This window comes from Polaromonas sp. DSP2-3-2b2 (assembly GCF_049895905.1).
Taxonomy (GTDB): Bacteria; Pseudomonadota; Gammaproteobacteria; order Burkholderiales; family Burkholderiaceae_C; genus Polaromonas.
In genome coordinates this window covers 30,967-56,282 of record NZ_JAFCTH010000020.1, presented here as the reverse complement: position 1 = coordinate 56,282, position 25,316 = coordinate 30,967, and the positions used below count along the sequence as shown (strand labels likewise).

The window sequence follows — 25,316 nt, the reverse complement described above, 5'->3', positions numbered from 1 at the left end:
AACAACTTGCCGGGCCACGCCCTGCCCCGCCTGGCCGCACGTTCAGTCGTAAACTTCGGCATCCGGATCGGTCGCTTCCAACTCGTAGCTGGCCGCCAGCATGGCCAGCCGGGCCACCACGCCGTACATGTAGAAGCGGTTCGGGCCGCTGGAACCGGGCTTTTCACCGTGTTGCGGCAGCCGGCCGCTGTCTGAAAAGGCCAGCGGCTCGTAATGCGCACCGGGCGCGTTGAGGTTCTCGTCCACGCCGCGCTCGGCATGCACCCGGTAAAAGCCGCCGACCACATAGCGGTCCATCATGTAGACCACCGGCTCGGCCACGGCATCATTGATGCGTTCGTTGGTCAGCACGCCTTCCTGGATGATGATTTCAGACGGCGCCATGCCGTCGCGGGCCGCGCTGGGCCGGGCTTTGGCCTTGCGGCCAAGCGCTTCGAGTTCCTTGGCGTCATGCACGGTGATGACGCCCAGGCCCGAGGTGCCGTTGTCCGGCTTGATCATCACGAACGGCTTTTCGTTGATGCCGTATTCCTTGTACTTGCGCTTGATGCGCGACAGCAGCGCATCGACATGCGTGCTCAAGCATTCCATGCCCCGCCCCTGGGCCAGGTCCACGTCGTCGCACTGGGCAAACATCGGGTTGATCAGCCACGGGTCAATGCCCAGCAGCTTGCCAAAGCGCTTGGAAATCTCCTCATACGCCTTGAAATGGTTCGACTTGCGGCGCACCGTCCAGCCGGCGTGCAGCGGCGGCAGCAGGTACTGCTCGTGCAGGTCTTCCAGCATGCCGGGAATGCCGGCCGACAGGTCGTTGTTGAGCAGGATGGTGCAGGGATCGAAATCCTTCAGCCCGAGCCGCCGGTCGGTGCGGATCAAGGGTTCGAGCACCAGGCTTTCGCCGTCGGGCAGCTGCACCGTGGTCGGCTCCTTGATGTCTGGGCTCAGCGAGCCGAAACGCACATTCAGGCCGGCCTGGTGAAAAATGCGCTTGAGCTGCAGGACGTTGGCCAGGTAAGCAGGGTTGCGCGGCTGGTGTTCGGGCACGACCAGCAAGTTGCGTGCTTCGGGGCAGATTTTTTCAATCGCGGCCATGGCGGCCTGCACCGCCAGCGGCATCATTTGCGGCGTGAGATGGTCCCAGCCGCCCGGAAACAGGTTGGTGTCCACGGGCGCGAGCTTGAAGCCGGCGTTGCGGATATCGACCGAACTGTAGAACGGCGGCGTGTGCTCCATCCATTCGAGCCTGAACCAGCGCTCGATGGCAGGCGTGGTGTCCAGGATGCGCTGTTCCAGTTCGTTGATGGGGCCGGTCAGGGCGGTGATGAGGTGCGGAACCATGCGGCCACTTTCGATGGGAATATCGTTATCTTGTTCGGTTGTTCCGAATTCTAGGGCTTATGCAATACGCGCCTTCCGGCTTGCGTGCCAGATGCGGAAATGGCCTACAGGGCGCAAGGCGCCAGCGGATCAGGTGCGCACTTCGCCCTGGCCCAGCACCACGTACTTGAGCGAGGTCAGGCCTTCGATGCCGACCGGCCCGCGCGCATGGAACTTGTCGGTGCTGATGCCGATTTCCGCGCCCAGGCCGTATTCAAAGCCGTCGGCAAAGCGCGTGCTGGCGTTGACCATCACGCTGGCCGAATCGACTTCGCGCAGAAAACGCTGGGCATGCAGGTGGTCGCGCGTCAGGATGGCGTCGGTGTGGTGGCTCGAATAGCGGTTGATGTGGGCAATCGCCTCGTCCACGCCATCGACAACCTTGATGCTGATGACCGGCGCCAGGTATTCCTCAAACCAGTCCTGCTCAATGGCCGGAACAATTTTTGCTATTGATTCAATAGCTGTCTGTGCCCGCAGGATGTGCGCTGAAGCCTGATCGCAACGCATTTCCACACCCTTGGCGGCGTAGAGGGCGCCGATCAGCGGCAAGAACTCGGCAGCCGCGCCGCGCGCCACCAGCAGGCTTTCGAGCGCATTGCACGGGCTGTATTTCTGCGTCTTGGCGTTGTCGGCGATTCTCACGGCCATGGCGATGTCGCACGGGTCATCGACATAGACGTGGCAGTTGCCGTCCAGGTGCTTGATGACGGGCACCTTGGCATCGCGGCTGATGCGCTCGATCAGCCCCTTGCCGCCGCGCGGGATGATCACGTCCACATACAGCGGCATGGCGATGAGAATGCCGACGGCTGCGCGGTCGGTGGTGCCGACCAGTTGCACCGCGTCCGCCGGCAGCCCGGCCGCCTCCAGCGCCTGGCGCACCAGTTCGGCCAGCGCCTTGTTCGATTCGATGGCCTCGGAGCCGCCTCGCAGGATGCAGGCATTGCCGCTCTTGATCGCCAGGCTGGCCGCTTCGATCGTCACGTTCGGCCGGCTTTCGTAAATCATGCCGAACACGCCAATCGGCACGCGCATCTGGCCGACGCGGATGCCGCTGGGCTGTTCCTTCATGCCGATGATTTCACCAATCACGTCAGGCATGGCGGCCAGCTGCTCGCAGCCGAGCGCGACGGTTTCCAGGTCCTTGGCGCCAAGCTTGAGGCGGTCCAGCAGCGGCCCGGCCAGTCCGCCGGCGGCGGCCCGGTTCAGGTCGCGCTGGTTGGCGGCCTGCAGTTCGGCCAGGCTTTGCCGCAGCAGTTTCGCCAATCCGAGGAGCGCTCTGTTTTTAATAGCTGCAGGCGCCCGCGCCATATGCGAAGAAGCCATTTTTGACTGTAAACCGAGGGTCTGCATGTATTCGGCGATGTTCAGGGCGTTCATGAGTCAGGCTTTCGTTCGTTCTTGAATCTGGTCCAACCACTCCACCAGTTGGCGTGCAGCAGCTTGCGCGGCCGACAAAGCCAGCGCCTGACGCAATGGATCATCGGGATACTCATGCGTCAGGATATTGCGCGTGCTGCGCTGCAGCGCCCATTGGTCAACCATCAGGTAACCGCGCCGCTCCAGCAAATTGAGCACGTCGATAAAAGCCGAATCCTCTACGGGTTCGGCCAGCACCTGCACAGCGAACTGACGAAGGACATGCGTTCCCAGCGTATCTTGCAGTTTGATGAACCGCATCACGAACTGGTCCAGCAGGCGGATCAGTTCAGGAGAGGCCTGGTGCAATTGCTCCCCCGTCAGGGGAGAAGGAATCTGGCTCAGCGCGTCATTCATGATGCTGGCGTGCCGCTCGCACTGGCTCAGCGCAACGTTCAGTGGCAAGCTCATAACCAGACTCCCTGCTCGCGGGCAAGCTGGTAAATCGGCAAGTCCAGCCGCCCGGTGTTGACGACGATGTCAATCTTGCGCTCCCCGAGCGCACGGTACAGCTCAGCCGCCATCTGGGTTTCGCGCTGGAAAGCGTCTTGCGGGGACAGGCTCGCTTCAATGTAAAGATCAATATCGCCGCCACGGCGCGCATCATCGACGCGCGAACCGAACAAGCGCGGCGGCACGCCGAACCAGCGCAGGCTGGCGTCATGCAGGGTTTGCTGTTCGGTGGAGGTCAGGCGCATGGATTAAATGAACAGGGTTGAGTGAAATTTAAGAGATGTCGGGCGAGTTCTTACCTGTAGCGTCGCTGTCATCACGTCCTTTTTCCAATTCCTTGGGTTGACTGACTTTCCAGGCCTCGGTCAGCGCCTTGAGAAACATATCATCGTATTGATAAGCGTTCACATTGGAAATATGGATCGTGTCTCTGAAGTTAGCCCGCCCGTTGCGCACAAGGTAACAAACCTGACCGTCACATATCTTGGGAAGCGGGTCAACGGTGATGAATTTAGGATTGTTGAGAAATGGAGCGGTAGCTTGCGCAATTTCGCGTCGTACAGCGTCCTGAAGCAGTTCGGGCGTAGCATCCAAACGCCATTCATCAATTGCCCGGCCAGCACGGAACTGATTTTCCATCCATTGCTGCGACACATCGAACCCAATTTTAAGAGAAGGCAGAATCAAGACGACTGTTTTACCAGACGACAAAAGGCGGGTAACGAGTTCTGCCACCTCTTTGGCGCCACCGCCGCCCCAATTGCGTCCCAGAATCACGATGTTGGGCTGCTCGGCAGCACTGACAAATTCCATCACTTCCCGGTTGAACTGATTGCAGGTCTGCGGAACCCCCTGGTCTTGCGCAGAAACGTCCAGAAAAGCGCGGCAGCCGCTCTGCGTGGCAATCAGCCCCTGCAAACCCACGCCGGATGTCGCATGGGTAATAGGTTCCAGGTATTGATTGGCAAGCGAGTCTCCCCACAAGATGACGCTTGGCTTGATGTGGCCGACAGTTGGTACGCCAAACTCGCAAAACCGCTCAGAGGCTTGCTTGGAAGAACTTGCGTTTCGGAAACATTCATCACGTGGCGTATTGGTGCGCCGAGCAAGTTCCGCACGCTGCTGGTAGTCTGGCAGTCGGCCGGGAAATCCATGCGTCTTGAGAACACTAACCGTAAACAACATGAATCCTAAGAAGGCCAGCGCGCAGCCGCTTGCCAAACGCCGTCCTGTCCAAAAGCCACGGCGCGAGCGAAAGGGCTGCTCCACATAGCGATAGGACAGATAGCCCAGCACCAGTGTCACGCCAAGAAGTCCCAGCTTGTGCGCCCATCCTATTGAAAAGCCATTGAATGACGCCCTCTCCAGAAAGAAAACCCAGAGTGGCCAATGCCACAGGTAAATCGAATAGGACCAGTCACCGATGCGCTGTACAGCGGTATGGCCAATGATGTGCTGGCCGATGGACCTGTCGCTGGCGCCCACCACGAGCGCAGCGCCACTCAATGGCAAAAGGGTCAACAGGCCCGGCCAGTGCCCGGATGGCAATGAAGACACGGTACTGATTGCGATCAACAGCCAGCCCAGAGCAACCACATAAGAGCGGTAGCGTGAAACGGCCGATCCGGCATTTTCCGTTGCACGGCTTTTTAAATGCAAATGCAAGCCTGCAATGACGCTGCCAGCCAGTAATTCCCAGGCGCGCGCGCGAAGAGAGAAAAATCCGCTGCCGGGATCCATCATGCCGCGCCACAAGCACCAGGACAGTGACGCGATGGCAACAAGCAATAACCCCCATCGGGCAGCAGAGAGCTTGCTTGATGCCGGGGAGAGCCGCCAAATCATCAATAACAGCAAAGGCAAAGCCAGGTAGAACTGCCATTCAATGGATAAGGACCACGTGTGCAGCAGCGGCTTGGTCTGCGCAGCAGCATCGAAATAGCCACGTTGGCCATCCAGGGTTACGTTAGAGGCAAAGGCCAGTGCGGAAAGCGCCTGCCGTATGTGTTTGAGGTAATCACCCGGCATCGTGAACGCCCAACCCAGCGCCACGGCAAACACGGTCACTGCAAACAGTGCCGGAAAGATACGGCGCAAGCGGGATAGCCAGAAGCCAAACAGGGAAAAGCGTTTTTCCTGCAGCTGACTTAGCACCTGCCCCGTGATGAGATAGCCTGAGATCACAAAAAACAGATCCACGCCCACGAATCCGCCGGTAAAGCCGGGGATTTGAAAGTGATAACCCACGACCGCCAGCACAGCCCAAGCGCGCAGTGCGTTGATGTCCTGACGAAAAGCGTTGCCGCGCTGGCCCCCTTCAGCCCAGGTCGCCGCGTGCGTCATGCGTTGCTAAGGAAATGGCGCATCCCGCCGTTGCAAGGCCACATTGGAGTTCTCATACGCACTCGATCAGGCAGCCTCAAAATCACTCTATTTTCAATAGCAGTAACCTGAATAATTGCCTGCATTAAAGCCATTTTTCTATTGAAAAATAGAAACGCCAACAGACGCAAAAACTTACGACCCAACAGTAAATTTTTGTAAAAATTAAATGCATTCATGTCCGCATTTTGCCCGCGTCAAGAAGCAAAGGACAAAAACGTCACTGCATCGCAGAACGCGATGCTATCGGCAGCGGCGCTAGCGCGGTTTTGCCCTGACCGGAAAAATTGCCTGTCATTCGCGCGCAGGCGGGAATCCAGCCCGGTGTGTGCCGGGCGCACCGCCTTTTGAGCCGCGTCTGGATTCCCGCCTGCGCGGGAATGACGGCCCAGGGGAGCAGCCCGCCCTTGTTTACAACTCAGGACGAATGCGCTCTAGGTTTTCGGCGCAACGCCCCGGCGCTGCATCATGTCTTCGCTCATCGCCTCCAGCGCTGCGGGCGACAGGCTTGCCTCGGCGGCGGGATAGGCGATGCCATTTTCGTCGTCCAGGTGCTGGCGGTACGAGGCGGCAAACCGGTCCAAGGCGGCCGCTTGGTCAGGCGTGAGCGCCAGGCAAACGGAGTCAAGGCTGTCGGCGATGGCCTGCAGCGTGCATCTGGCGTCAACCCAGCGCGCCTCCATCTGCCGGTGGTCCTGCATCAGGCGCTGCGCCAGTTCGCGCAGCGCCGCGTCCGGTCCGGCCAGCAGCGGCGGAAACACATGCAGTTCCTCGTCCTGGTGGTGCAGCGGCGCGGCAATGTCGAAGTAGCGCATCACGTCGCGCGCCGCCTGGCGGGCCGGCTCGTCGCAGCCCTTGGCGCGCAGGTGTGACTGCAGTTTTTTCTGCAGCGCCAGCATGCGCTCGACCCGGTCGTGGCAGGTGGCCAGCATCTCGAAAGGTGCTTCGAATCCGGCGGCCGGCGCGCTATGGCCCGGAAGCTGAACCGGGTGGCGGGTCGATCGGGCAACAGTCCCCATGTCAGCCAATCTGGACGGTGTGGCCCTGGGTGTCGAAGGGAATGTAGCCGCCATGCTCGCCGCGCTTGATGGCCTCGACCATGCGCTGCAGCGGCTCCTCGGCCTCTTCGCTGGTGGGCGCCCGCTTGCCCTTGCCCGACAGGGCGGCGGCAAACACGATGCCCCAAGGCTGTGGGCCGAACTGGATCGATTCCTCGACCAGCGTGGCAAACGACGCCAGTTCGTCGGGGCGCTTGTCCACGCACATCAACGGATGCAGCGCGCCGCCCTGCCCGGCCTCGAAGCGTTCGCGCTGCTCTAGCGTGGCATCGTCGGGCAACTCGACGCCGGCAAAGACGAACAGCAGGCGCTGCGGCTCGGGCTGGGCGCGGGAGGCTTGCAAAAGATCATCAAAAGTTGAAATGTTCATGGAGGTATCCAGTCAAGAAAAAAAATGGAACAAGGCCGGTGTGGCCAGTCTGCTTAAAAACCCGCCGCCACGCCACCGTCCGGCGAGAGGGTACTCACAAAGTCGGCCGGCGCTGGCCGCAACCGAACGGTTTTGCGGGACTGCACCGTGCCGATGCTGACGAAGCACAGCGCATGTTCGCCCACCACCAGGCCGAACAGCGTGCGCAGGCCGGTCGACTTCAGCGCCTTGCCGCTGGTCAGCGCCGAGCCAAAGCCCAGCGCGGTGGCCGTGAGCAGCATGTTCTGGACTGCGCAGCCGGCAGAAACAATGCGCTCGAACAAATCAATCTCCGGGTCGCCCCGCAGTCCATCGACGATGACCAGCAACAGCAGCGGCGAGCGGTGCGCTTTCTCGCGTGCCTGCGCCACCTGCTCGGGCGTGGCGGCGGCGTCGCGCTCGATCAGCGCCGCGCCAAACACCTCGGCCAGACGGGCGCGCGCGGCCTGCGGCACTAGCACGAAGCGCCAGGGCAGGAGCTGGCCGTGGTCGGGCGCGGTGGCGGCAGCATCCAGGATCATGCCAAGCTGGCCCGCATCGGGGCCGGGTGTGGCCAGCCGCTTGGGCAAGATGGTCTGGCGCGACTGCATGAGCGCCGCAGTCATGACCGCCATGTCGTTGTCGGCCAGCGCAGCGGCCGAAGCCTGAACGGGTGAAGCCAGCAAGTTCATCGTTTTTCTCCTTAACCCAGGCGGCCGTCAGCACGCAAGCGGCCATACCAGCCGCCCAGCCGCAGACCCCAGACCGCCATGACGCCAGCCCAGAGCAGAGCCGCAGCCAGCAGCAGCCAGCCCGCAAACACAGTCTGCGCCGCACCAGCAATGCGCAGCAGCGTGGCCGCCTGCAGCAGCCAGAACAGCGACCAGACCAGGCGGTCAGCCACCAGGGCGCGTCCGCTGTGGCCGCAGGACACGCGCGTGACCATGGCGAGCATGAGCGAGGCCAGGCAGCCCATGGTCAGCGCATGCAGGGCGCCAAGACTGAGCACGGGAGCGGCTTGCGCCCAGCCCATCAATTGGGTGACGCCGCCCAGCACCAGCGCCAGGCCCAGCCAGAGAAAACCGATGTGCAGCATCGCAAGCAGGCGGTGCTGAAGGCTTTTCACCAGCCCCCAGGCCAACGCAAGCCAGAGCAACAAGCCGCCGGCGGCCAGTTCAAAAACGCCGCGAACGAGCATTCCTGCAGAACCGTGGGACAGGCCGCCCCATTCCGCCCACACGGCGGCCACTTCCCCGGCCGCCACCGCCAGCATCAGCCACAGCACCCAGGACGGATGCCATGCGCGCATCAGGGGCACGGCGCTGGAGGTGAAAAACGGAATCATGCGGTGCGCGACCGAGACATACACCACCAGTACAAAACCCCACAGGCCGGTGAATACGCAGGCCAGCGCGGCGGCGGGTGCCTCGAGCGCCAGGCTGAGCGCCAGTCCAGCCAGACTCAGGCACCCGACGATGCAGCCCGTGCCGATCGTAAGGGCATGCAAGCGGTCTTGCGCCTGACTGCGCCCGATGAGCTGCCAGAACAGGAGCGTCATCCAGGCCAGGCCGGCCCAGGCCGGCGCGAGCGCGGCGATCGCCAGTTCGGCATCGAGATGCGCGCCCAGGAGCCACAACAGCCAGCCCGCAGCCTGCAGCAGCATGGGCGCCAGCAGCCGGCCGATCGCGAGCGGCCGCGCGCCCAGCCATTTGGGGCCGGCCGTGAACAGAAAACCTGAAAAAAACAAGGGAATGAAACCAAAGGTCATCACCGCCCCATGCACCAGCGAGGGCGACAGCGCATAGGTCAGCGCCAGCGAGCCGGTCATGCGGTCCAGCTGAACCAGCGCCCACCACGCACCCGTCGCCACCAGCACACCCATGGCCAGGAAAAAACCCAGCCGGTGGGGCGCGAGCAGCAGGTAGCGGGCGCGCCAGCTGCGGTCCAGCGCTGCCATCGCCTCGGCGGAAGGCTTGCCATTGAGCCCCCGCACAGCGATGACAGGCGGTGGGTTCATCCGCAGGTGCCGAGGTGACCGCACTGGGTGCAGTAGTCACAGCCGTCCTTGCGAATCACGGCATGGGCGCCGCATTCGCTGCATTTCTTGCCGGCCATGACCGGTGGCGCCAAGGTGGACGACACTTGCGCGGGCTCAGCAGGCGCCAGGCTCACCGCCGACTGGGCAGCGCGCCGGGCCATGATGTTCTGCACCGCATAGGCAATCGCCGCCACTTCCGAGTCGTGCCACAGCGGCACGCGGGTTCCGTCGACTTTCTCGTAGGTTCCCAGCCGCACCGGGCCACGGTCCCAGGCGACCTTGCGCATGTCGCTCAGGGCGCGCTCCAGGAAGCCGCCGCGTGCGGCCAGCGACAGCATGCGCATGCTGGAGGTGATCCACTGCTGCGATTCGCCGCTTTGCCCCACGGGCATGAAAAATTCGATGGCGCGATCGACCATGCCCGCGCCGCTGGCCGCAGGCACCGGCAGGAAAGACACCACCAGGTAGAGCCGCTTGTGGCCTTCCTGGGTCCAGTATTCGACCTTTTCCGCAACCGCCGACAGCGCGCCCTTGGGACGGCTTTCGATCACCGTGCGCATCGGGTCCACCGGCGCGGCAACGGCTTCGGCTGCGGCGGGCGTGGCCTCGGGGGTGGCATGGACTTCCAGCACCGAACCCAAAATGGCATTGGGCCGGTAAGTGGCCAGTCCCTTAAGCCCGGCGCGCCAGGCCTGGTGGTACAGGCTCTTGAAATCGTCGTAGGCGTAGTCGGCCGGCACGTTGACGGTCTTGGAAATCGCCGTATCGATGAAGGGCTGCACCGCCTGCATCATGGCGATGTGGCTGGTCGCCGACATGTCGAGCGCCGAGACGAAATAGCCGGGCAGCTGGTCCACGTCGCCGCCGAGTTCGCGGTACAGGCGCCAGGCATGGTCTTCGACCGCGTAGTCGGTGGTGCTGCCGTCGGACTCGCGCTTCTTGCGCTTGTACATCCAGGAAAACGCCGGCTCGATGCCATTGGAGGCATTGTCGGCAAAGGCCAGGCTGACCGTGCCGGTCGGCGCGATCGACAGCAGGTGGCTGTTGCGGATGCCGCCAGCGCGAATCGCCTGCTGCAGCTCGGCCGGCAGGCGGCTGGCAAAGGTACCGGGGGCCAGGTAGCCGTCGGCATCGAACTTGGGGAAAGCGCCCTTTTCTTTTGCCAGCGCGACTGACGCGGCATAGGCGGCGTCGCGCATGCGCACGGCGATGCGCGCGGCCATGTCGCGGCCTTCGGGCTCGTCGTAGCGCAGGCGCAGCATGGTCAGCGCATTGCCCAGGCCGGTGAAGCCGACGCCGATGCGGCGCTTGGCGGCGGATTCGGCCTGTTGCTGCGGCAAGGGCCAGAAGGTCACTTCGAGCACGTTGTCGAGCGCGCGCACCTGGGTGGCGACGGATGCCTCGAAAGCCTCAAAGTCGAATTCAGGCTCGCCGTCGAAGCCGAACGGATGGCGCACAAAGCGGGTCAGGATGACCGGCCCGAGGTCGCAGCAGCCGTAGGGCGGAAGTGGCTGCTCGCCGCAGTTGTGGACGTAAAGGCCGTTGGCGTCGAAGGCATGAACGTCATGCACGGTCACGTCGAACACTTCTTCAAAGCCGTCGTCAGCCAGTGACTCGACCGTGGCCGCGAAGCGCTCGCGGTTCATTTTTCGGCTGTAGCCGCCCAGGGCCTGCTCCAGACGCGCGGCTTTGTCGGTGTCGGCAAAGCCGATGCGCTCGGCATAAACCCGCAGGTTGTCGCCGCTGATGCTGAGTTCATGCTGCGCGGCCGTGTCGTATAGCTTGAGTCCGCCGCGACCGTCCGGCAATGCGCGTTCTTGCGCCAGTCGGCGGTTCTGGTAAATCGTCGAGGCAATGCCCAGGCGCAGCAGCATGCGCTGCGCGGTCTGGAGCAGCGGCAAGTCGCTTTGCGACAGGCGCACGCTGACGCCTTTTTCCTGCGAGCCCTGCACCGAGCCGTCGGCATCGAACAGGCCGCGCAGCAGGCCGGCGGCAAATTCCGACGAGGTTTTTTCCATCGCCGGCGTGATCGTCTTGTGGCCGGGCCGCATGCCCATTTCATGCGCCAGCTTCCACACGGCGCTGGATGCCATGCGCGCCTCGCCACGACCGGCGACCGGACGCTGGAAACCGCCAAAGTCGGCCCGGTGGCTCAGGGTGGCGGCTGCGGCCTCTGCCGCTTGCACGATTCCGGCGGCGCCGGTCTGGGCAAAAGCCACCGCGCCGTTGCCGACCGCCTTCAACTCGGGCGCCCAGACGGAAATCACGGCCTTGTCGCTCTTGAGCGTCCCGTCGCCGACCAACAGTCCCAGCAAATAGCCTTGAGCCCCGGAGCCGATGCCGTCCCAGCCGCCCAGCGAGCGGTGATCGTTCAGCAAAATTTCATCGCCCGGCTGCAACTGGCCAGCTTCCACCCATTCGGCTTGCAGCAGGTAGCGGGTCTTGTGCGCCACGCGCCGTACCTTGTGCCCGGCGGTCAGGCGGAGCAGATGGCCTTCGCGGGTCTTCAAGGCCAGCACGGGTTGTTGGCCGGTGCTGAAAAAACCCTCGCTTTGCACGCTGTAGGCCTTGCCATCAACCACGGCATCAAAACGCCGGCCGATCAGGTCAGCAACCTGCGCCGGCCCGCCGTCGGTCATGACCCAGGTATCGGCGGTGACGCAGGGATTGGTCGCCGCAATCGCCTCACAGTAGCGCAGGTTGTTATCAAGGTTGATGTTGTCGAGGAACAAGATACCTGGCTCGGCGAAGTCGTAGGCCGACTTCATCACGGTGTCCCACAGCTCGCTCGCGGCCACGGTCCGGTAAACCCACAGGCCGTCGGCGCGCTGGAAGCCTCCTTTTGCGATCAAGGCGGCGCCGGGTTTGGCCTTGTGCACCAGTTCCCAGGGCTGGTCGTCGTTCAGCGCCTGCATGAAGGTATCAAGCATGCCGACCGACACGTTGAAGTTGTTCCAGCGGCCGGGCGTGCGCTTGGCGGTGATGAATTCCATCACGTCCGGATGGTCGATGCGCAGCACGCCCATCTGGGCGCCGCGCCGCGCGCCAGCGCTTTCCACCGTTGAGCACGACTGGTCGAATACGTTGATGTAGCTGCACGGGCCAGAGGCCATCGACGACGTGCCCTTGACCTCGGCATTGCGCGGGCGGATGCGCGAAAAGTCGTAGCCCACGCCGCCGCCGCGCCGCATGGTTTCGGCGGCCTCGCGCAGCGCTTCGTAAATGCCGGGGTAACCGCCGTCGTCAAAGCCCTGGATGCAGTCGCCGACCGGCTGCACGAAGCAGTTGATCAAGGTAGCCTGGATGGCCGTGCCCGCCGCGCTCATGATGCGGCCCGCGCCGATGGCGCCGGCATGCAGGTTTTCGAGGAACAGCGCCTCGTGCTTCTCGCGCTCGGCAGGCAGCTCGACCGACGCCAGCGCCCGCGCCACGCGCCGGTACACGTCTTCAAAGCCGCTTTCACCGGGCTTGAGGTATTTTTCCTTCAGCACGTCGTGGCTGATGGGCTGGGTGGCGGTCAGGTCTTGCGGCCGGCCGAAATGTTCGCGCTTCATGGAGTGTGTTCCTCAGGAAAAAAAGGGGAAAGACCGCGTGGCAGGCATTGCCTGCGGCTGTGGCAACCAGGTTCTGGCGCAGGCCTTGCCGCCGTAAAAAGCGGTTGCTGCGCAAAAGGTAAGAATAGACCTTTTTTACCGATGGGCTGTCGCAAGGACCATACAGGCCAGCGGACTCACGCACATTGCTGATGTAGCGCAACCATAGATCGGTACCGCTGTTTAAGAGAAAATATGGCTATTGCGCTTACCCCGCCTACAGCTATAGCTATTAAATATATAGCAATCCTGGAATGCTGTCTTTTCCGGGCGGAACCCGCTCAGCTGGATATGACCTGCCCGTCATGCTCCACATACGGCTGGTAAGGCCCGGTGCCGCAGTTCGAGGCCAGCGACGCCGGCACAAAGTCGCCCCGCTGGGCGTCGAAGATGTGGATTTCACCCTCCTCGATGACGTAATGCCAGCCGTGCAGGGTCAGCGTTCCGGCTTCCACCGCGCGCCGGACCATCGGATAGTCGAGCAGGCGTTCGAGCTGCAACACGACCGAGCGCTGTTCGGTGCGGCGCAGCGCCTCGGGGCTGGGTTGCACTGGCAACACGGCTTCCTGGACCAGCCGGAGCCAGGCTTTCAAGGCCACGGCTTCCTCCGGCACGCCTTCGTACGCCGCCCGGATGCCGCCGCACTGGCTGTGACCACAGACAACGATGCGCTCGACCTCTAGGCTGAGCACCGCGTACTCGATCGCTGCCGTGGTGCCGTGCAGGCCGTGCGAGCCGTCGTAGGGCGGAATGAAGGCGCCCACGTTGCGCACGATGAACAGCTCGCCGGGGCCGGTGCCGGTCAGCAGATAAGGCACCAGCCGCGAGTCCGAGCAGCCGATGAACAGCGTCTTGGGATGCTGCCCTTGCGACACCAGGTCCTGAAATCGCTGCTGGTGCAGCGGAAAATAGTCGGACTTGAAACGCCGCAGGCGCAGCAGCAGCTCGTCATTGGCTGCGGCGTTTTCGGTCATTGCACCAGCGGCGAATCCGCCCCTTCAAGGTCAATGCCCTCGACCAGCGCCTCGCCGACCAGCAGGCTCATGTACTGGTGCAAGGCCCGGGCGCGCGACTGCATCGCCAGCAGGGCGGCAATGCGCTCGCGCACTTCGGCGTAAGCCGGCTGCTTGCCGGCGCGGCGCTCAAGCACCTCGATGATGTGAAAGCCGAAGCGCGTGTGGATCAGGCGCGGATGCACGCCCATGCCCCACTGCGAATGCTTCTGGTGGAACAGCTCGTTGGCCAGTTCGGGCGCGCAGTCGTCCGGGCCGATCCAGCCCAAGTCGCCGCCCTGCTCGCTGGTCGGGCAGTTCGAGAGTTCTGCCGCCAGCTGGGCAAAGCGCCCGGGCAAGGCGTCCTTGCGCGTCAGTTCCAGCAGGGCCTTTTCGGCATGGATCGTCAGTGCATGCACATTCACGCCCGGTGTGACGGCAAACAAAATGTGCCGCACATGCAGCGCCTGGCCGACCATGAACTGCGACGCATTCGCCTCGTAGTAGCGCTGGCATTCGTCTTCGTTGGGCTGCGGGCTTTGGACCTCAGCATCGACCATGGCCTCAATGACTTTGCGCTCGGCCTCGCCCAGTTCAGGCGTGACCAAGCCGGTGTGGCGCGGCAACAGGCCCTTCGTCACGGCCTGCTGGCGCAGCAGTTCGGTGTAGGCCAGTTCGCGCAGCAAGCTGATGTCCGGGCGCTGGCCGGGCGGGTGCAATTCAATGCCGTTGACAGCGGCGGTCGGCAGCGCCGCCTGGCTGGACAGGTCTGGACTGGCGCACTGGCAACTGCTGCTGCCGCAGCCGGTCACGGTGGAAGTAGGCGTACTCATGAGAATTTGCTTTCTGGCTTCACCGAAGTGACGGAAGCCTGGCCGGCAGCCTTGGTGGCTTGCACAGGCTGCTGTGGACGCGGTGCCGTGCGGGTGGTGGCGCCGACATCCAGGCGGCGGCTGCGCACCACTTGGTAAGGCCGGAACAGGTAGCCGACCGAGGCAAAGCCGCTCCACACATGAACCAGGCGGCTGAACGGAAACAGCAAAAAGATCGTCATGCCAAACACCATGTGGAACAGGTAGGGCCAGGGCAACACCACCAGCGCCGCAGTGTTCACCTCACGCAAGGTGATGATGCGCTGCGCCCAGTCGGCCAGAATCAGCATCACGCTGCCATCGGCATGGCCGTACGAAAGCGGCAGGGTGATCAGGCCGACCGACAGCTGCACCCACAGGATCAGCAAGATCGCCAGGTCGGTCTTGTGGCTGGTGTAGCGGATGCGTTCGTCGAACATGCGGCGGTAGATCAGCATCGACAGGCCGATGAAGCAGATGAAGCCCGCCACGCCGCCCGCGTAGATCGCCATGCGCTGTTTCGTCGGGGCGTCCATGAAAACGCCGTACACCGCATGCGGTGTCAGCAAGCCGACCAGATGACCGAAGAACAGGAAAATGATGCCGAAATGGAACAGGTTGCTGCCCCAGCGCAGCAGGCCGGTGCGCAGCAGCTGCGACGAGTCGCTTTTCCAAGTGTACTGGTCGCGGTCGAAGCGGATCAGGCTGCCCAGCAGGAACACCGTCAGGCAGATGTAGGGATAGACCCCGAAGAGAAAACCGTGCAGTGAGGAGGTCATGCTTGTGCTCCTTGAGAGGGACGTGGCTTGCGGACGATGTGAATGGGTTGGGGCTGGTCGGGTTTGGACTGGCCCTTGGACGAGCAGCCGTCGAATACGACCGGCTCCTGCCAGACGGCGTCGATCGGCTCTTCGGCAGCGATCTCGACGGGCGAGGCTTTCTCGCCAGCCAGTTCCAGCAGGGCGCCCAGCACCGAGGCGTAAGGGCTGGCGCGCTGCTGCAGCGCGGCAAAGATGGCGTTGAAGATGTGCGCCATTTCGGCCAGGAATTCGCGCGCTTCGCGCGGCGGCTGGGTCGAGGTGAATTCGAGCACGACCGGCAGGAAGTCGGGCATTTCGCCTTCGCCCAGGTACATGCCGGCCTTTTCGTAGGTCTGCGCCAGGTCGATCATGGCCGGGCCCCGGTCGCGCGAGTCGCCATGCACATGCTCGAACAGGTGCAGCGACGTGGCGCGGCCCCGGTCGAACAGCTCGACGTAATCGGCCTCGGCTTCCAGCGCTGGCTTGCGCGCCAGCGTGTCGATCAGCGCATCGAGTTCGGCCAGGCGCTGGGGCGCCAAGGCTTTTTCTTCATGCAACGCGCCACGCATATCGGCCAGGTGGCCGCGCAGTTCGGCGTCCGGGTAGCCCAGCAGGCGGGCCAGCACGCGCAGGCTTTTGGTCGCCTTGGGAAGGGTGTTGAACAGTGCCATGGTTTTCAGACCTCTACCTTGATGGGAATCGTGCGTTTCTTGCTGCCGCCGAAGATGCTGACATCGCTGGCGCCGTCGGAGCAGCCATTGCCGAAGGTAAAACCGCAGCCGCCGCGCATGTCAAAAGCGTTTTCGGCGTACTCGCGGTGGCTGGTCGGGATCACGAAGCGGTCTTCGTAGTTGGCAATCGCCATGATGTGGTACATCTCCTCGACCTCGGCCACCGTCAGGCCGGCCTGCGCCAGCACGGCCAGGTTCTGCTCGTTGTCCACATGCTTGCTGCGCTGGTAGGAACGCATCGCCATCATGCGCTGCAGCGAACGGATCACCGGCGCGGTGTCGCCCGCCGTCAGCAGGTTGGCCAGGTACTGCACCGGAATGCGCATCTGGGCAATGTCGGGCAACTCGCCGTTGATGCCGATCTGGCCGGCGTTGGCGGCCGAGGTGATGGGCGACAGCGGCGGCACATACCAGACCATGGGCAGCGTGCGGTACTCGGGGTGCAGCGGCAGGGCGACCTTCCACTCAACGGCCATCTTGTACACCGGGCTGCGGCGCGCGCCTTCGAGCCAGGCTTCGGGAATGCCGTCGAGGCGCGCCTGCGCAATCACCGCCGGATCGTTAGGGTCGAGAAAGATGTCGAGCTGGGCCTGGTACAGGTCCTTGTCGTTTTCCACGCTGGCCGCTTCCTGGATGCGGTCGGCGTCATACAAGATAACGCCGAGGTAGCGGATGCGGCCGACGCAGGTTTCGCTGCACACGGTCGGCTGGCCGGCCTCGATGCGCGGATAGCAGAAGGTGCATTTCTCGGCCTTGCCGCTTTTCCAGTTGTAATAAATTTTCTTGTACGGACAGCCCGAGACGCACATGCGCCAGCCCCGGCACTTGTCCTGGTCGATCAGCACGATACCGTCTTCTTCCCGCTTGTAGATCGAGCCCGATGGGCACGACGCCACGCAGGACGGGTTCAGGCAGTGCTCGCACAGGCGCGGCAGATACATCATGAAGGTGTTCTCGAACTGGCCGACCATGTCTTTTTGCACCTGGTCGAAACTGTCCAGATTGGCGTCCTTGCTGCGCTTGGAAAACTCGCCGCCCAGGATTTCCTCCCAGTTCGGACCCCATTCGATCTTTTCCATGCGCTTGCCGGTGATCAGGCTGCGCGGGCGGGCCGTTGGCGTGGCCTTCATCTCGGGCGCTGACTGCAAATGGTCATAGTCGAAGGTGTACGGCTCGTAATAGTCGTCAATCTGGGGCATATTCGGGTTGGCAAACAGGCGCATCAGCATTTTCCACTTGCCGCCCTGGCGCGGCTCAATGGAGCCGTTGGCGTTGCGAATCCAGCCGCCGTTCCACTTGTCCTGGTTTTCCCATTCCTTGGGGTAGCCAATGCCGGGCTTGGTCTCGACGTTGTTGAACCAGGCGTATTCCATGCCTGGACGGCTGGTCCAGACGTTCTTGCAGGTGACCGAACAGGTGTGGCAGCCAATGCACTTGTCCAGGTTTAGCACCATGCCGATTTGAGCTCGTACCTTCATGCGGATTCTCCCAGTTGTTGCACCGCGAAGGCGCGTTCATCTTCCCGTGGCGTGTCAAGCCAGTCGACCTTGTCCATCTTGCGCACCACGACGAATTCGTCGCGGTTCGTGCCGATGGTTCCGTAATAGTTGAAGCCGTAGCTCAACTGGGCATAGCCGCCGATCATGTGCGTCGGCTTGAGCACAATGCGCGTCACCGAGTTGTGGATGCCGCCGCGCTGGCCGGTGATTTCCGAGCCGGGCGTGTTGACGATCTTTTCCTGCGCGTGGTACATCATCACCATGCCGGGCTTGACGCGCTGGCTGACCACCGCGCGCGCCGAAATCGCGCCGTTGACGTTATAGGCCTCGATCCAGTCGTTGTCCTCCACGCCGATCAGCTTGGCATCGTCTTCGCTCAGCCAGATGATCGGGCCGCCCCGGCTCAGGGTGAGCATCAGCAGGTTGTCGGTGTAGGTCGAGTGAATGCCCCATTTCTGGTGCGGCGTGATGAAGTTCAGCAATATCTCGGCATTGCCGTTGGAGCGAATGCCGTGCACACCGGCCGTCGCCTTCAAATTCACCGGCGGCCGGTAGCTGGCCAGGCCTTCGCCGAAGGCCAGCATCCACGGATGGTCCTGGTAGAACTGCTGGCGACCGGTCAGGGTGCGCCACGGGATGTATTCATGCACGTTGGTGTAGCCGGCGTTGTACGACACGGTCTCTGACTCGATGCCGCTCCAGGTCGGCGAGCTGATGATCTTGCGCGGCTGCGCCTGAATATCGCGGAAACGGATCTTTTCGTCCTCGCGATGGATCGCCAGGTGCGCGTGTTCACGTCCCGTCTGCTTGGACAGCGCATTCCACGCTTTGACCGCGACATGGCCGTTGGTTTCAGGCGCCAGCTGCAGGATCATTTCGCAGGCGTCGATGTCGCTGTTGATGCGCGGCATGCCTTGCGTCACGCCGGGCTCGGTCACCAGACCGTTCAACTGGCCGAGTTGCGTGACCTCGATGTCGGTGTTCCACGAAATGCCCTTGCCGCCATTGCCGATTTTTGTCAAGAGCGGGCCAACGGCGGTGAAGCGCTTGTACACGTTCGGATAGTCGCGCTCGACCACATGAATTTGCGGCGCGGTCTTGCCGGGGATCAGTTCGCACTCGCCGCGCTTCCAGTCCTTGACCTCGAAAGGCTGGGCCAGTTCGCCCGGCGTGTCGTGCATCACCGGGGTCAGGACAATTTCCTTCTCGACACCCAGGTGGCCGTCGCACAGTTCGCTGAATTTCTTCGCAAAGCCCTTGTAGATTTCCCAGTCGCTCTTGGCCTGCCACACCGGGTCCACGGCGGTGGACAGCGGATGGATGAAGGGGTGCATGTCGCTGGTGTTCAGGTCGTTCTTTTCGTACCAGGTGGCCGTTGGCAGCACGATGTCCGAATACAGGCAGGTCGTGCTCATGCGAAAGTCGAGCGTGACCAGCAGGTCCAGCTTGCCTTCAGGCGCCTTGTCGTGCCAGACGACTTCCTCGGGCTTACCTTCCTCGGCACCCAAATCCTTGCCCTGCACGCCGTTGCTGGTGCCCAGCAGGTGCTTGAGAAAATACTCATGGCCCTTGCCCGACGAGCCGATGATGTTGGAGCGCCAGACAAACATGTTGCGCGGCCAGTTGGCCGGATGGTCCGGGTCTTCGCAGCTCATCTTGAGCGAGCCGTCTTTCAGCGACTTGACCACGTAGTCTTTGGCGTCCAGCCCTGCGGCTTGTGCGTCTTTCACGACCTGTCTCGGATTGGTCTGCAGTTCCGGCGACGACGGTAGCCAGCCCATGCGCTCGGCGCGCACGTTGTAATCGATCATGCTGCCGCCGTATTGCTTCTTGTCGGCCAGCGGCGACAGCACCTCATCGACGCCGAGCTTTTCATAGCGCCACTGATTCGTGTGAGCGTAGAAAAAGCTGGTCGAATTCATCTGCCTTGGCGGGCGAATCCAGTCGAGCGCAAAGGCTAGTGGCGTCCAGCCGGTCTGGGGGCGCAGTTTTTCCTGGCCCACGTAGTGCGCCCAGCCGCCGCCACTTTTGCCGATGCAGCCGCACATCATCAGCATGTTGATGACGCTGCGGTAGTTCATGTCGCTGTGGTACCAGTGGTTCATGCCAGCGCCGATGATGACCATCGAGCGGCCTTCGGTCTTCTCGGCGTTCTCGGCAAACTGGCGCGCGACGGTGATGATCTGGGCACGCGGCACGCCGGTGATCTGCTCCTGCCAGGCCGGTGTGTAGGGCGTGTTGTCGTCAAAGTCTGCAGCGGCCAATTCACCCGGCAGTCCGCGCGGAATGCCGTACTGGGCGGCCTGCAGGTCAAACACGGAAGCGACCAGCACTTCGCGGCTTTCGCCGTCCTTGCCGACCGCAATACGGGAAACCGGCACCGTCCGCACCAGCACGTCGCCCTGCTCGTTGTTCGGAAAATGCTCGTGGTGGATGCCGCCGAAATACGGGAAACCGACGCGGGCGCTGTCGTGGCCGGCTTCGTCGCCTTCCAGCGCCGACAGCCTGAGGCTCACGTCGTTGCCGTCGCGCGCTTCCTTGGCTTCCAGGTTCCACTGGCCCATGTCGGCGCGGCCGTCCGGTCCCCAGCGGAAACCAATCGCGCCCTGCGGCGTGACGACCTGGCCTTGCGCATCGAATGCGACGGTCTTCCAGTCAGGGTTGTTGTCCTGGCCCAGCTGGTCGGCAAAGTCGGAGGCGCGCACATAGCGGTCGGGCACCAGGCAGGTGTCGCCGTTCTCCAGCGTGTGGGACTTGAGCATGACCAGCATCGGCAGGTCGGTGTAGCGGCGCGCGTAGTCGTCGAAATAAGCCGAGCGCGGCTTGCCGTTGCCGCCGAAGTAAAAGTCTTTCAAAATCACATGGCCCATCGCCATGGCGACGGCGGCGTCGGTGCCCTGCTTGGGGTGCAGCCACAGGTCGGACAGCTTGGCGACTTCAGAATAATCAGGCGTGATGGCGACCGTCTTGCAACCCTTGTAGCGCACTTCGGTGAAGAAGTGGGCGTCCGGCGTGCGGGTCTGCGGCACGTTCGAGCCCCACGCGATGATGAAGCTGGAGTTGTACCAGTCGGCCGACTCGGGCACGTCGGTCTGCTCGCCCCACACCTGCGGGCTGGACGGAGGCAAATCGCAGTACCAGTCGTAAAAGCTCATGCACACGCCGCCGATCAGCGACAGATAGCGTGAACCCGAGGCATAGCTGACCATCGACATCGCCGGAATCGGCGAAAAGCCGATGATGCGGTCGGCGCCGTGCTGCTTGATGGTGTAGATATTGGACGCGGCGATCAGCTCGTTGACCTCGTCCCAGGTCGAGCGCACCATGCCGCCCAGGCCGCGCACGCTCTGGTAGTCACGGCGCTTGGCGTCGTCCTGCACCACGGCGGCCCAGGCCTCGACCGGCGGCAGCGTGAGGCGCGCCTCGCGCCAGTGCTTGAGCAATCTGGCGCGGATCATCGGGTACTTGACGCGGTTCGCGCTGTACAAATACCAGCTGTAGCTGGCACCGCGCGAGCAACCACGCGGCTCGTGGTTGGGCATGTCCCACCGTGTGCGCGGGTAGTCGGTCTGCTGGGTTTCCCAGGTCACGATGCCGCCCTTGACGTAGATCTTCCACGAGCATGAGCCGGTGCAGTTCACGCCATGGGTGCTGCGCACCACTTTGTCATGCGCCCAGCGGTTGCGGTAGGCGTCTTCCCAGGTGCGGTCTTCGGCCGTGGTGACGCCGTGGTCGCCCGAAAATGATTCCCGGGGGTTGGAAAAGTGGCTGAGGCGGTCTAGAAAATGACTCATTGAGGTCTCCGGTAAGTCAGGAATTCTTTAAAAAAAACGGTCTGGCTGGATGGTTGGCTTCAGGGGTTCTTGATCTCGGCGCCAGCGCGCAGGTAGAACCACCAGTTCAGCACCAGGCACAGGGCGTAAAAAATCGCAAAGCCGTACATCGCGTTTTGCGGCGTTCCGGCCTTGATTTGGGCGCCGATCACCACCGGGGCGATGAAGGCGCCGTAGGCGGCGATGGCCGATGTCCAGCCCAACACCGGGCCGGCCTGCTGGCGGTCGAAAATCACGCCGATGGTTCGAAAGGTCGAGCCATTGCCGATACCGCTGGCGGCAAACAACACCACGAACAGCAGCATGAAGGCGAGGAAATACTGCTCGGGCGTGGGCGAGTTGTAGGCCAGCAGCATCACGTATCCCACTGCCACCGAGGCAACGACCATGACGGCGGAGATGGCCTGCGTGACGATGGAGCCGCCAACCTTGTCGGCGATCCAGCCGCCCACAGGCCGGATTGCAGCACCCACAAAGGGACCGATCCAGGCATAGGCCAGCACCGCCGGCGCGTTCGGGTTGTTCAGCGTGTGCTGCATCACACCGGCCGCGTTCGGAACATGGCTCACGCCGAAAATCACCTTCATCGCCAGCGGCAGCGCCATCGAAAAGCCGATGAAGGAGCCGAAGGTGACGATGTAGAGAATGGTCAGCGACCAGGTGTGCTTGTTGCTAAAGATGGCAAACTGCTTGGCGACGTTTTCCTTCATCGGGCCGAAGGCCGTGAGCTTGAGCACCATCAGGGTGCTGACGATGATCAGCGGCATCGCCAGCCACATGTTGAGCACGCCCAGACCCGACGGCTTGGGCAGATACAGGTACAGGCCGACGCCAGCGGGAATGAACGACAGGGTGTAGAGCCAGATGATCTTGAGAAAGGCCGGAATCGTTCCGCCAATGGCTGGCGAGACGGTTTTGAGATTGTTCATGCCAAACCAGCACAGGATCGACAGCGGCACCAGCGACAGCACCCACGCAAAGCCCGCGTTCTGGATCCAGGTGGGCGTGCCCGGGGGAATGGCGCCAAAAATCCAGCCGCTTTCCTTGAGCAGCGTCATCGGTTCGCCGCCGAAGCTGCCGAAGATATTCACCGTCATCACCAGTGGAATCACGATCTGCATCGTGGTCACACCGAAGTTGCCCAGGCCAGCATTCAGCCCCAGTCCCGTTCCCTGTAGGCGCTTGGGAAAGAAGCTGCTGATGTTGGACATGGAACTGGCAAAGTTGCCACCGCCCACGCCCGACCACAAGGCCATGAGTTGAAACGACCACAGCGGCCATTCAGGGTGCTGCAATACGATGCCGGTGCCGATGGCCGGGGCCAACAACATCGAAGTGGTGAGGAAAATGGTGTTGCGCCCGCCTGACAGGCGAATCAGGAAGGACGCCGGGATGCGCATCGTGGCCCCAGCCAGGCCGGCAATGGCGGTGAGCGTGAACAGCTCGGCCTGGCTGAACGGGTAGCCCAGGTTCATCATCTGCACGGTGATGATGCCCCACATGCCCCAGACGGCGAAACCGCACAGCAATGCCGGAATCGAAATCCAGAGGTTACGGTAGGCGATACGCTTGCCGGTGTTTTCCCAGAAGGTTTCGTCTTCGGGACGCCAGTCGGTGACGTCGGCGCTGGAACTGTTTTTTGTATTCATGATGGTTTTTTAGATCAACTGGTTACCTAGCGACCCTAGGAAAAATGTGTGTAATCGTCTGTGCGGCAGCCAACTTAGGGTAACTACTGACACAAGAGTGTGTCGCTCCGCATTTCAAGCCTGCGCGCCGGCCGCGTTGCGGCCCATGACTTCGGTGCGGCGCACTTCGGTCCAGTACATCCAGATTAGCGAGACCCAGACCACGCCGTACATCAGCATGAAGGCGCTGGAGCGAACGCCGGTAATGTCCATCAGCGCGCCGAACAGGATGGGCAGCACAAAGCCGCCCAGCCCGCCGGCCAGGCCGACGATTCCGCTGATGGCGCCGATGTTGTGCGAATAGTCGTCGCTGATGTACTTGAAGACGCTGGCCTTGCCAAAAGCAAAGGCCACGCCCAAGATGGCCATCAATCCGGTAAAGGCGTACACGTTCAGTCCCAAGTGAAAGGTTGAGGGGCCGTTGACGGTCAGCAGCGTGAAATCCATCTGCGGATAGGACAGCAGGAACAGGCAGATCCAGCTCACCCACATCACCCACCATGTCACGCTGTGCGCGCCATATTTGTCGGACAACACGCCGCCTACAGCACGTAAAACACCGCCAGGCAATGAAAAACAGGCCGCCAGCAGCGCCGCCGTGCGGATGTCCAGGCCGTATTCGCCGATGTAGTACTGCACCATCCACAGCGACAGCGCCACATAGCCGCCGAACACGATGCTGTAGTACTGGCAGTACTTGAGCACTTTCGGATCTTTCAGCGCCTTGAGCTGATCCTTGAAGCTGACATTGCTGGGCACCAGGTGCTTGGGGTCGCTGTAGCTGAACATCCAGAACAGCACCAGCGTGACGAGCATGATGACCGCATAGGCCTGCGGCACCATGGCCCAGCCAAAGGCCACCAGGATCACCGGCGCGACAAACTTGTTGACGGCAGCGCCCGAGTTGCCCGCGCCGTACACGCCCATCGCCGTGCCCTGCCGGCTCTTGGGAAACCAGCGCGCCACGTAAGGCGTGCCGACCGAGAACGAGCCGCCCGCCAGGCCGACGAACAGGCCGATGGTGAGGAAATGCCAGTATTGCGTGGCGTAGCTCATCATCCAGATCGCCGGCACGGTGATGGCCATCAGCACGGCCATGACGATGCGGCCGCCGTACTTGTCGGTCCAGATGCCCAGCGGCACGCGGACCAGCGAACCCGTCAGCACCGGCGTGGCCATCAGCAGGCCGAACTCGGTGGCGTTCAGGCCCAGCATCTTCTTGATCGGGATGCCGATGACGCCGAACATCATCCACACCATGAAACAGACGGTGAACGCCAGCGTGCTGACGATCAGCACCGACCACGCTCTTCTTGAATTGCTCAGCTCAGAGGCCATGTTTTTCTCTCCAGGGGACATGGCATGACTGTCGCGTTTTTCGCACTTCATCACCATCCGTCTGAAGGACGTGACGGCGGCGCCAAACGAACGATGTCGGCCCTGGCCGCCATCGTTCTGAAGGACTACTCCCCTTTCAATCGGAGGGAAGCTTGATCCAGGTCAACCCTGTTCGCGGCTGGCGGCGTACACAGCCGCCTGCACGCGCGACGTGAACTGCAGTTTGCGGAAAATGTGCTGGACGTGAATTTTCACCGTGGTTTCCGCAATGTCGAGCTTGCGGGCAATCAGCTTGTTGCTGTCGCCCAGCGCAATCAGGGCCAGCACCTCGCGCTCGCGTGCGGACAGCGAATCGCCGTTCTCGCGCACCGGCGTCAATTCGGGCGCCGCCTCGGCCAGCGTTTCGGGCAGCAGCGCGGCCTCGGTGGGCGGCACCGACGGCAGGCCGCGAAATGCGGTCACCAGCTTGGTCATCATCTCCGGGCTGACGACCGATTCGCCGGCCAGCGCCTTGAGGATGAATTCAGACAAATGGTCCAGCTCGACGGTTTTAAGCAGATAGCCATCCGCGCCGGCCTGCAAGGCGGCGGCCAGGTCGTTTTCGTTCTCGCTCACGGTCAGCATCAGGATGCGCACGCCAGGCGCGGTCTGCTTGAGCGAAGCAATGCCATCGATTCCCAACACGCCCGGCAGGTGGTTGTCCAGCAAAATCAGGTCTGGCCGATCGCGTTCCAGGCAGCGCAGCGCCTCGCCCATGTCGCCCGCCTGGCTGGTCACCTCAAAACGCGCATCCTGCGACAGCAGCGCCACCAGGCCCCGGCGAAACAGGTTGTGGTCATCGACCACCAGCAGCCGGACTGTCTTCATTCGCCG

General features: G+C 62.6%; 20 protein-coding genes. All 20 read right to left on the bottom strand.

The features are described from left to right. Positions 1 to 42: 42 nt before the first annotated feature. Positions 43 to 1,338: a glutamate--cysteine ligase gene (gene gshA / locus ACP7AD_RS14985; RefSeq protein WP_426148549.1), complete on the bottom strand. Its 1,296-nt coding sequence runs from the start codon at positions 1,336 to 1,338 to the stop codon at positions 43 to 45. A gap of 129 nt (positions 1,339 to 1,467) precedes the next feature. Then, a complete protein-coding gene (locus ACP7AD_RS14980; RefSeq protein WP_426148548.1) occupies positions 1,468 to 2,760 on the bottom strand; it encodes a glutamate-5-semialdehyde dehydrogenase in 1,293 nt (430 codons plus the stop codon). A gap of 3 nt (positions 2,761 to 2,763) precedes the next feature. Further along, on the bottom strand, positions 2,764 to 3,210 hold the full coding sequence (locus tag ACP7AD_RS14975; RefSeq protein ID WP_426148547.1) for a hypothetical protein: 447 nt from the start codon (positions 3,208 to 3,210) through the stop codon (positions 2,764 to 2,766). Next, positions 3,207 to 3,497, bottom strand: a complete 291-nt coding sequence (locus ACP7AD_RS14970) for a nucleotidyltransferase domain-containing protein (RefSeq protein ID WP_426148546.1) — start codon at positions 3,495 to 3,497, stop codon at positions 3,207 to 3,209. The genes ACP7AD_RS14975 and ACP7AD_RS14970 overlap by 4 nt, the downstream gene beginning before the upstream one ends. Before the next feature lie 28 nt (positions 3,498 to 3,525). Continuing rightward, positions 3,526 to 5,595 carry an acyltransferase family protein gene (locus ACP7AD_RS14965; RefSeq protein ID WP_426148545.1) on the bottom strand — a complete coding sequence of 690 codons (2,070 nt, stop codon included), beginning with the start codon at positions 5,593 to 5,595 and terminating at the stop codon, positions 3,526 to 3,528. Continuing rightward, positions 5,592 to 5,813, bottom strand: coding sequence for a hypothetical protein (locus tag ACP7AD_RS14960; RefSeq protein ID WP_426148544.1), 222 nt, complete (start codon positions 5,811 to 5,813; stop codon positions 5,592 to 5,594). The genes ACP7AD_RS14965 and ACP7AD_RS14960 overlap by 4 nt, the downstream gene beginning before the upstream one ends. A 255-nt stretch (positions 5,814 to 6,068) precedes the next feature. After that, positions 6,069 to 6,653: a hemerythrin domain-containing protein gene (locus ACP7AD_RS14955; RefSeq protein WP_426148543.1), complete on the bottom strand. Its 585-nt coding sequence runs from the start codon at positions 6,651 to 6,653 to the stop codon at positions 6,069 to 6,071. Position 6,654: 1 nt separating this feature from the next. Further along, a complete protein-coding gene (locus tag ACP7AD_RS14950) occupies positions 6,655 to 7,062 on the bottom strand; it encodes a ribonucleotide reductase subunit alpha (protein WP_426148542.1) in 408 nt (135 codons plus the stop codon). Positions 7,063 to 7,115: 53 nt separating this feature from the next. Continuing rightward, on the bottom strand, positions 7,116 to 7,772 hold the full coding sequence (locus ACP7AD_RS14945; protein ID WP_426148541.1) for a nitroreductase family protein: 657 nt from the start codon (positions 7,770 to 7,772) through the stop codon (positions 7,116 to 7,118). Positions 7,773 to 7,783: 11 nt separating this feature from the next. Further along, positions 7,784 to 9,097, bottom strand: a complete 1,314-nt coding sequence (locus tag ACP7AD_RS14940) for an NnrS family protein (RefSeq protein ID WP_426148540.1) — start codon at positions 9,095 to 9,097, stop codon at positions 7,784 to 7,786. Beyond that, positions 9,094 to 12,672, bottom strand: coding sequence for an LAGLIDADG family homing endonuclease (locus ACP7AD_RS14935; protein ID WP_426148539.1), 3,579 nt, complete (start codon positions 12,670 to 12,672; stop codon positions 9,094 to 9,096). The genes ACP7AD_RS14940 and ACP7AD_RS14935 overlap by 4 nt, the downstream gene beginning before the upstream one ends. A 320-nt stretch (positions 12,673 to 12,992) precedes the next feature. Beyond that, positions 12,993 to 13,685 carry a carbonic anhydrase gene (locus tag ACP7AD_RS14930; RefSeq protein WP_426148538.1) on the bottom strand — a complete coding sequence of 231 codons (693 nt, stop codon included), beginning with the start codon at positions 13,683 to 13,685 and terminating at the stop codon, positions 12,993 to 12,995. Continuing rightward, complete coding sequence (locus tag ACP7AD_RS14925; protein ID WP_426148537.1) at positions 13,682 to 14,536, bottom strand: peptidylprolyl isomerase; 855 nt, start codon at positions 14,534 to 14,536, stop codon at positions 13,682 to 13,684. The genes ACP7AD_RS14930 and ACP7AD_RS14925 overlap by 4 nt, the downstream gene beginning before the upstream one ends. Beyond that, the gene (gene narI, locus ACP7AD_RS14920; RefSeq protein WP_426148536.1) at positions 14,533 to 15,333 is read right to left on the bottom strand and encodes a respiratory nitrate reductase subunit gamma; all 801 of its coding nucleotides are present in this window, start codon (positions 15,331 to 15,333) and stop codon (positions 14,533 to 14,535) included. The genes ACP7AD_RS14925 and narI overlap by 4 nt, the downstream gene beginning before the upstream one ends. Then, complete coding sequence (gene narJ / locus ACP7AD_RS14915; RefSeq protein ID WP_426148535.1) at positions 15,330 to 16,025, bottom strand: nitrate reductase molybdenum cofactor assembly chaperone; 696 nt, start codon at positions 16,023 to 16,025, stop codon at positions 15,330 to 15,332. Before narJ ends, narI begins: the two co-directional genes overlap by 4 nt. Before the next feature lie 5 nt (positions 16,026 to 16,030). Beyond that, the gene (gene narH, locus ACP7AD_RS14910; protein WP_426148534.1) at positions 16,031 to 17,563 is read right to left on the bottom strand and encodes a nitrate reductase subunit beta; all 1,533 of its coding nucleotides are present in this window, start codon (positions 17,561 to 17,563) and stop codon (positions 16,031 to 16,033) included. After that, on the bottom strand, positions 17,560 to 21,378 hold the full coding sequence (locus ACP7AD_RS14905) for a nitrate reductase subunit alpha (protein WP_426148533.1): 3,819 nt from the start codon (positions 21,376 to 21,378) through the stop codon (positions 17,560 to 17,562). The genes narH and ACP7AD_RS14905 overlap by 4 nt, the downstream gene beginning before the upstream one ends. 59 nt (positions 21,379 to 21,437) lie before the next feature. Next, the gene (locus ACP7AD_RS14900) at positions 21,438 to 23,066 is read right to left on the bottom strand and encodes an MFS transporter (protein WP_426148532.1); all 1,629 of its coding nucleotides are present in this window, start codon (positions 23,064 to 23,066) and stop codon (positions 21,438 to 21,440) included. A gap of 114 nt (positions 23,067 to 23,180) precedes the next feature. Beyond that, complete coding sequence (locus ACP7AD_RS14895) at positions 23,181 to 24,443, bottom strand: MFS transporter (RefSeq protein WP_426148531.1); 1,263 nt, start codon at positions 24,441 to 24,443, stop codon at positions 23,181 to 23,183. Positions 24,444 to 24,605: 162 nt separating this feature from the next. After that, positions 24,606 to 25,310 carry a response regulator gene (locus ACP7AD_RS14890; protein ID WP_426148530.1) on the bottom strand — a complete coding sequence of 235 codons (705 nt, stop codon included), beginning with the start codon at positions 25,308 to 25,310 and terminating at the stop codon, positions 24,606 to 24,608. Between the last annotated feature and the right edge of the window lie 6 nt (positions 25,311 to 25,316).

What these genes read in the sequence shown, in the direction of transcription:
- gshA (WP_426148549.1), bottom strand. Translation starts at nt 1,338, where the DNA reads ATGGTTCCGCACCTCATCACCGCCCTGACCGGCCCCATCAACGAACTG.
- ACP7AD_RS14980 (WP_426148548.1), bottom strand. Translation starts at nt 2,760, where the DNA reads ATGAACGCCCTGAACATCGCCGAATACATGCAGACCCTCGGTTTACAG.
- ACP7AD_RS14975 (WP_426148547.1), bottom strand. Translation starts at nt 3,210, where the DNA reads ATGAGCTTGCCACTGAACGTTGCGCTGAGCCAGTGCGAGCGGCACGCC.
- ACP7AD_RS14970 (WP_426148546.1), bottom strand. Translation starts at nt 3,497, where the DNA reads ATGCGCCTGACCTCCACCGAACAGCAAACCCTGCATGACGCCAGCCTG.
- ACP7AD_RS14965 (WP_426148545.1), bottom strand. Translation starts at nt 5,595, where the DNA reads ATGACGCACGCGGCGACCTGGGCTGAAGGGGGCCAGCGCGGCAACGCT.
- ACP7AD_RS14960 (WP_426148544.1), bottom strand. Translation starts at nt 5,813, where the DNA reads ATGAATGCATTTAATTTTTACAAAAATTTACTGTTGGGTCGTAAGTTT.
- ACP7AD_RS14955 (WP_426148543.1), bottom strand. Translation starts at nt 6,653, where the DNA reads ATGGGGACTGTTGCCCGATCGACCCGCCACCCGGTTCAGCTTCCGGGC.
- ACP7AD_RS14950 (WP_426148542.1), bottom strand. Translation starts at nt 7,062, where the DNA reads ATGAACATTTCAACTTTTGATGATCTTTTGCAAGCCTCCCGCGCCCAG.
- ACP7AD_RS14945 (WP_426148541.1), bottom strand. Translation starts at nt 7,772, where the DNA reads ATGAACTTGCTGGCTTCACCCGTTCAGGCTTCGGCCGCTGCGCTGGCC.
- ACP7AD_RS14940 (WP_426148540.1), bottom strand. Translation starts at nt 9,097, where the DNA reads ATGAACCCACCGCCTGTCATCGCTGTGCGGGGGCTCAATGGCAAGCCT.
- ACP7AD_RS14935 (WP_426148539.1), bottom strand. Translation starts at nt 12,672, where the DNA reads ATGAAGCGCGAACATTTCGGCCGGCCGCAAGACCTGACCGCCACCCAG.
- ACP7AD_RS14930 (WP_426148538.1), bottom strand. Translation starts at nt 13,685, where the DNA reads ATGACCGAAAACGCCGCAGCCAATGACGAGCTGCTGCTGCGCCTGCGG.
- ACP7AD_RS14925 (WP_426148537.1), bottom strand. Translation starts at nt 14,536, where the DNA reads ATGAGTACGCCTACTTCCACCGTGACCGGCTGCGGCAGCAGCAGTTGC.
- narI (WP_426148536.1), bottom strand. Translation starts at nt 15,333, where the DNA reads ATGACCTCCTCACTGCACGGTTTTCTCTTCGGGGTCTATCCCTACATC.
- narJ (WP_426148535.1), bottom strand. Translation starts at nt 16,025, where the DNA reads ATGGCACTGTTCAACACCCTTCCCAAGGCGACCAAAAGCCTGCGCGTG.
- narH (WP_426148534.1), bottom strand. Translation starts at nt 17,563, where the DNA reads ATGAAGGTACGAGCTCAAATCGGCATGGTGCTAAACCTGGACAAGTGC.
- ACP7AD_RS14905 (WP_426148533.1), bottom strand. Translation starts at nt 21,378, where the DNA reads ATGAGTCATTTTCTAGACCGCCTCAGCCACTTTTCCAACCCCCGGGAA.
- ACP7AD_RS14900 (WP_426148532.1), bottom strand. Translation starts at nt 23,066, where the DNA reads ATGAATACAAAAAACAGTTCCAGCGCCGACGTCACCGACTGGCGTCCC.
- ACP7AD_RS14895 (WP_426148531.1), bottom strand. Translation starts at nt 24,443, where the DNA reads ATGGCCTCTGAGCTGAGCAATTCAAGAAGAGCGTGGTCGGTGCTGATC.
- ACP7AD_RS14890 (WP_426148530.1), bottom strand. Translation starts at nt 25,310, where the DNA reads ATGAAGACAGTCCGGCTGCTGGTGGTCGATGACCACAACCTGTTTCGC.